We start from the raw sequence: 4,658 nt of genomic DNA, 5'->3' as shown, positions 1-4,658 counted from the left end.
GCTGCTGCTGGCCGCCGCCACCCTGCCGCCGCCGCAGGGCGAGGTGGCGATGACCGGCCAGACCGTGCGCCTGGTGCAGCCCAACGCGCCGCAGCAGCAGAAATGGGATCCGGCCTATATGCCGGTCTTCTTCCAGCGCCAGGTGGACTATACCGCCGCCGCGCCCCGGCCCGACCTGGTGGTCTGGCCCGAGGCGGCGCTGCCCAACCGGCTGAACATCACCGGCGATCCGCTGCAGATCATCGCCGACGCGGCGGCCGGGGCCGAGGTGGTGCTGGGCCTGCTGCGCCCCGGCACCGAGGGCTATTACAATTCGCTGGTCCGCCTCGACGGCACCGGCGCCGTTGCCGGCATCTATGACAAACACCACCTGGTGCCCTTCGGCGAATACATCCCCTATGCCAACCTTTTCTCGCGGATCGGCCTGAGTGCCATCGCCAATGCGGTGCCCGGCGGCATGACGGCCGGGCCGGGCCCGCAACTGATGCCGTTCGGCGCGCTGGGGACTGCCGTGCCGCTGATCTGCTACGAGGCGGTATTTGCCCAGGATGTCGCCGGTGCGCCCGGGCGCGGCAGCTTCCTGTTGCAGATCACCAATGACGCCTGGTTCGGCACCTGGTCGGGGCCCTATCAGCACCTGGCGCAGGCCCGGATGCGCGCCGTCGAACAGGGGCTGCCGATGATCCGCGTGGCCAATACCGGCATTTCGGCGATGATTGATCCGCATGGGCGGATAATCGCGGAGCTGCCGCTGGGCGAGGCCGGATATGCCGATGCGCCGCTGCCTGCCGCCCTGCCCCCCACTTTTTATGCCAAAACCGGTGATTTTCCGGTCTTTCTGCTGACGCTCGCCTTGGTTTTCGGGCTGTGGCGCTACTCTGCCGCACGGAATCGTGAAATCAGCGATTGACCCGGCTGTGCGGCGCGCGTAACCGGAACCGATCTCATCACAACGGCTTCCTGGCGTGGTGGGCTAACTTTAATGGAGCATCTTCATGGCACGTAGGAACTATATTTTCACCTCGGAATCCGTTTCCGAGGGCCACCCGGATAAGGTCTGCGATCGCATTTCCGACGCCGTGCTCGACGCCCTCCTCTCCGAAGAGGCCGAGGCCCGCGTTGCGGCCGAGACCTTCGCCACCACCAATCGCGTGGTGATCGGCGGCGAGGTGGGCCTGAGCGATCAGGACAAACTGCACGACTACATGGAGCGTATCGAGGATATTGCCCGCGCCTGTATCAAGGATATCGGATACGAGCAGGACAAGTTCCACCATGCCACTTGCGAAGTCACCAATCTGCTGCACGAACAATCCGCGCATATCGCGCAGGGCGTGAACGCGGCGGATAACAAGGACGAGGGCGCTGGCGACCAGGGCATCATGTTCGGTTTCGCCACCAATGAAACCGACGCGCTGATGCCGGCGCCGATCCAGTTCTCGCATGCCATCCTGCGCCGTCTGGCCGAGGTGCGCAAGAACGGGCAGGAACCGGCCCTGGGCCCCGATGCCAAAAGCCAGCTTTCGGTGATCTACGAAGATGGCAAGCCGGTTGGCGTGCATTCGCTGGTGCTGTCGACCCAGCATCTGGACGAAGATCTCACCTCGGACGACATCCGCGCCATCGTCGAGCCCTATATCGTCGAAACCCTGCCCGATGGCTGGCTGACCAACCAGACCATCTGGCACGTCAATCCCACCGGCAAGTTCGTGATCGGCGGCCCCGATGGCGATGCCGGCCTGACCGGGCGCAAGATCATCGTCGACACCTATGGCGGCGCCGCGCCGCATGGCGGCGGGGCTTTCTCGGGCAAGGATCCCACCAAGGTGGACCGCTCGGCCGCCTATGCCGCGCGCTATCTGGCCAAGAACGTGGTCGCCGCCGGCATGGCCGAGAAATGCACCATCCAGCTCAGCTATGCCATCGGCGTGTCGCAGCCGCTGTCGATCTATGCCGACACCCACGGCACCGGCGAGGTCGCACCCGAGGACATCGAGAAGGCCATCGGCCAGGTGATGGATCTGTCGCCCCGCGGCATCCGCCAGCACCTGCAGCTGAACAAGCCGATCTACCAGCGCACCGCGGCCTATGGCCATTTCGGGCGCGAACCGGATGCCGATGGCGGATTCTCCTGGGAAAAGACCGACCTGGTGGATGCGCTGAAAAAAGCCGTCTGATCCGTCAAACCCGCGTCCCGGACCCGGTCCGGGACCTCACCAACTTCAGCAGACCCGGATCGCCTCCGGGTCTGCGTCCGTTTAAAGTATCCCGCACCATGACCAGCCCCGACCGCCCGCATCGCAACTTTTACGGCCGCCTCAAGGGCAAGGCCCTGAAGAAAAGCCAGAAGACCTATCTGGATCAGGATCTGGTCCAGCTGTCGCCGGGCGCGGTCGGCTGGGAGGAAAACCCCGAACGTACCCCGCTGGACCTGCAGGCGCGTTTCGGCGACCGGCCAATCTGGCTGGAGATCGGTTTCGGCGGTGGCGAGCATCTGGTGCATCAGGCGGCGCAGAACCCCGATGTCGGGATCATCGGGGCCGAGCCCTATATCAACGGCGTCGCCATGTTGTTGGGCAAGATCCGGCGCGCGGGGGTGGACAACCTCGCCGTGCATCCCGGCGACGCCCGCGACCTGTTCGACGTGCTGCCGGACAATTCGATCGCGCGCGCCTTCCTGCTCTATCCCGATCCTTGGCCGAAAAAACGCCACCACCGCCGCCGCTTCGTGACGCCCGAACACCTGCAACCGCTGGCCCGTGTGATGCAACCGGGCGCGGTGCTGCGGGTGGCGACGGATATTCCCGATTACGTCCGCCAGACACTGGAAGAGGTGCCCAAGGCCGGGTTCGCCTGGCAGGCGCAGCGCCCCGCCGACTGGCGCAGGCCCTGGGGCGACTGGCTGTCCACCCGGTATGAACAGAAGGCACTGCGCGAGGGGCGCACGCCGCATTATCTGACCTTCACCCGCCAGGGCTGAGCCGCGCCGCGCAAGCGTGGACAGGGCAAATGCGCTGCGCTATCAGGCCGCAAACAAGCAAGGAACCTGCCCATGTCCGGCCACGGCACGCCCCTCCCGATGACCTCGTCCCCCTGCGGTCCGCTGGTGGGCAAGGCGCAGGTGCCGGGCGACAAGTCGATCTCGCACCGGGCGCTGATCCTCGGCGCGCTGTCGGTGGGCGAAACCCGAATCACCGGCCTGCTGGAAGGCGAGGACGTGCTGGACACCGCCAAGGCGATGCGTGCCTTCGGCGCCGAGGTGATCGACCATGGCGGCGGCGCCTGGTCGGTGCATGGCGTCGGTGTCGGCGGGTTTGCCGAGCCCGGCAAAGTGATCGATTGTGGCAATTCCGGCACCGGCGTGCGGCTGATCATGGGGGCGATGGCGACCTCGCCGATCACCGCCACCTTCACCGGCGATGCCAGCCTGAACAAGCGCCCGATGGCGCGGGTCACCGACCCGCTGGCGCTGTTCGGGGCGCAGGCGGTCGGCCGGTCCGGCGGCCGGCTGCCGATGACCATCGTCGGCGCCGCCGATCCGCTGCCGGTGCGCTATACGGTGCCGGTGCCCTCGGCTCAGGTGAAATCCGCGGTGCTGCTGGCCGGGCTGAACGCACCGGGCCAGACCGTGGTGATCGAAAAGGAAGCCACCCGCGACCATACCGAACGGATGCTGACCGGGTTCGGCGCCGAACTGACCGTCGAAGACACCGACGAGGGCCGGGTCATCACCCTGACCGGCCAGCCCGAACTGGCGCCGCAGGTCATCGCCGTGCCGCGCGACCCGTCCAGCGCCGCCTTTCCGGTTTGCGCCGCGCTGATCGTGCCGGGCTCGGATGTCCTGGTGCCGGGCATCGGGCTGAACCCCACCCGCGCCGGCCTGTTCACCACCCTGCGCGAGATGGGCGCCGACCTGACCTATGAGAACCCTCGCGAGGAAGGCGGCGAACCGGTGGCCGACCTGCGCGCCCGCTATTCCCCCGACATGAGCGGGATCGAAGTGCCGCCGGCCCGCGCCGCCAGCATGATCGACGAATACCCGGTGCTGTCGGTGGTCGCCGCCCATGCGCGCGGCACCACCATGATGCGCGGGGTGAAAGAGCTGCGGGTGAAGGAAAGCGACCGGATCGACGCCATGGCCACCGGCTTGCGGGCCTGCGGCGTGGTGGTGGACGAGGGCGAAGACTGGTGGTCGGTCACCGCCTCCGGCCCCGGCGCGGTGCCGGGCGGCGCCACCTGCAAAAGCCACCTGGACCACCGCATCGCGATGTCCTTCCTGGTGCTGGGCATGGCGGCGCAGGCGCCGGTCACGGTGGATGACGGCAGCCCCATCGCCACCTCGTTCCCGATTTTCGAATCGCTGATGGGCACGCTGGGGGCCAATATCAGCCGGGGTAGCGCATGAGCTTTACCGTCGCCATCGACGGCCCCGCCGCGGCGGGCAAGGGCACGATTTCGCGCGCCGTGGCCAACCGGTTCGGCCTGGCCCATCTGGACACCGGGCTGCTCTATCGCGCGGTTGGCGCCAAGGTGCTGGAGGGGATGCAGCCGCTGGAGGCGGCGGAGGCGCTGCAAGCCGCTGACCTGGAGGCCGGCAACCTGCGCACCTCGGTCGTGGCGGAAGCCGCCAGCCGGGTTGCCGTGCTGCCCGAGGTGCG

Annotated in this window: 5 protein-coding genes and 1 riboswitch; all 5 genes read left to right on the top strand. The window is 67.4% G+C overall.

Annotation, left to right across the window (positions count from 1 at the left end; translation table 11 throughout):
* Window positions 1-910 (top strand): apolipoprotein N-acyltransferase (gene lnt, locus CVM52_RS23795; RefSeq protein ID WP_100164811.1); only part of this gene is annotated, 910 nt, incomplete at its 5' end.
* 31 nt (window positions 911-941) lie between these two features.
* Window positions 942-990: riboswitch (SAM-SAH riboswitch) on the top strand.
* 5 nt (window positions 991-995) lie between these two features.
* The gene (metK, locus tag CVM52_RS23790; RefSeq protein ID WP_100164810.1) at window positions 996-2,177 is read left to right on the top strand and encodes a methionine adenosyltransferase; all 1,182 of its coding nucleotides are present in this window, start codon (window positions 996-998) and stop codon (window positions 2,175-2,177) included.
* 98 nt (window positions 2,178-2,275) lie between these two features.
* On the top strand, window positions 2,276-2,980 hold the full coding sequence (trmB, locus tag CVM52_RS23785; protein WP_100164809.1) for a tRNA (guanosine(46)-N7)-methyltransferase TrmB: 705 nt from the start codon (window positions 2,276-2,278) through the stop codon (window positions 2,978-2,980).
* Window positions 2,981-3,052: 72 nt separating this feature from the next.
* A complete protein-coding gene (gene aroA, locus CVM52_RS23780) occupies window positions 3,053-4,405 on the top strand; it encodes a 3-phosphoshikimate 1-carboxyvinyltransferase (RefSeq protein ID WP_100164808.1) in 1,353 nt (450 codons plus the stop codon).
* Window positions 4,402-4,658: (d)CMP kinase (locus CVM52_RS23775; protein ID WP_205965015.1), on the top strand; the 257-nt coding region annotated here is incomplete at its 3' end. The genes aroA and CVM52_RS23775, both read left to right, overlap by 4 nt.

The organism is Pseudooceanicola lipolyticus (assembly GCF_002786325.1).
GTDB lineage: Bacteria > Pseudomonadota > Alphaproteobacteria > Rhodobacterales > Rhodobacteraceae > Pseudooceanicola_C > Pseudooceanicola_C lipolyticus.
This window is presented reverse-complemented; position numbering and strand designations above follow the sequence as displayed.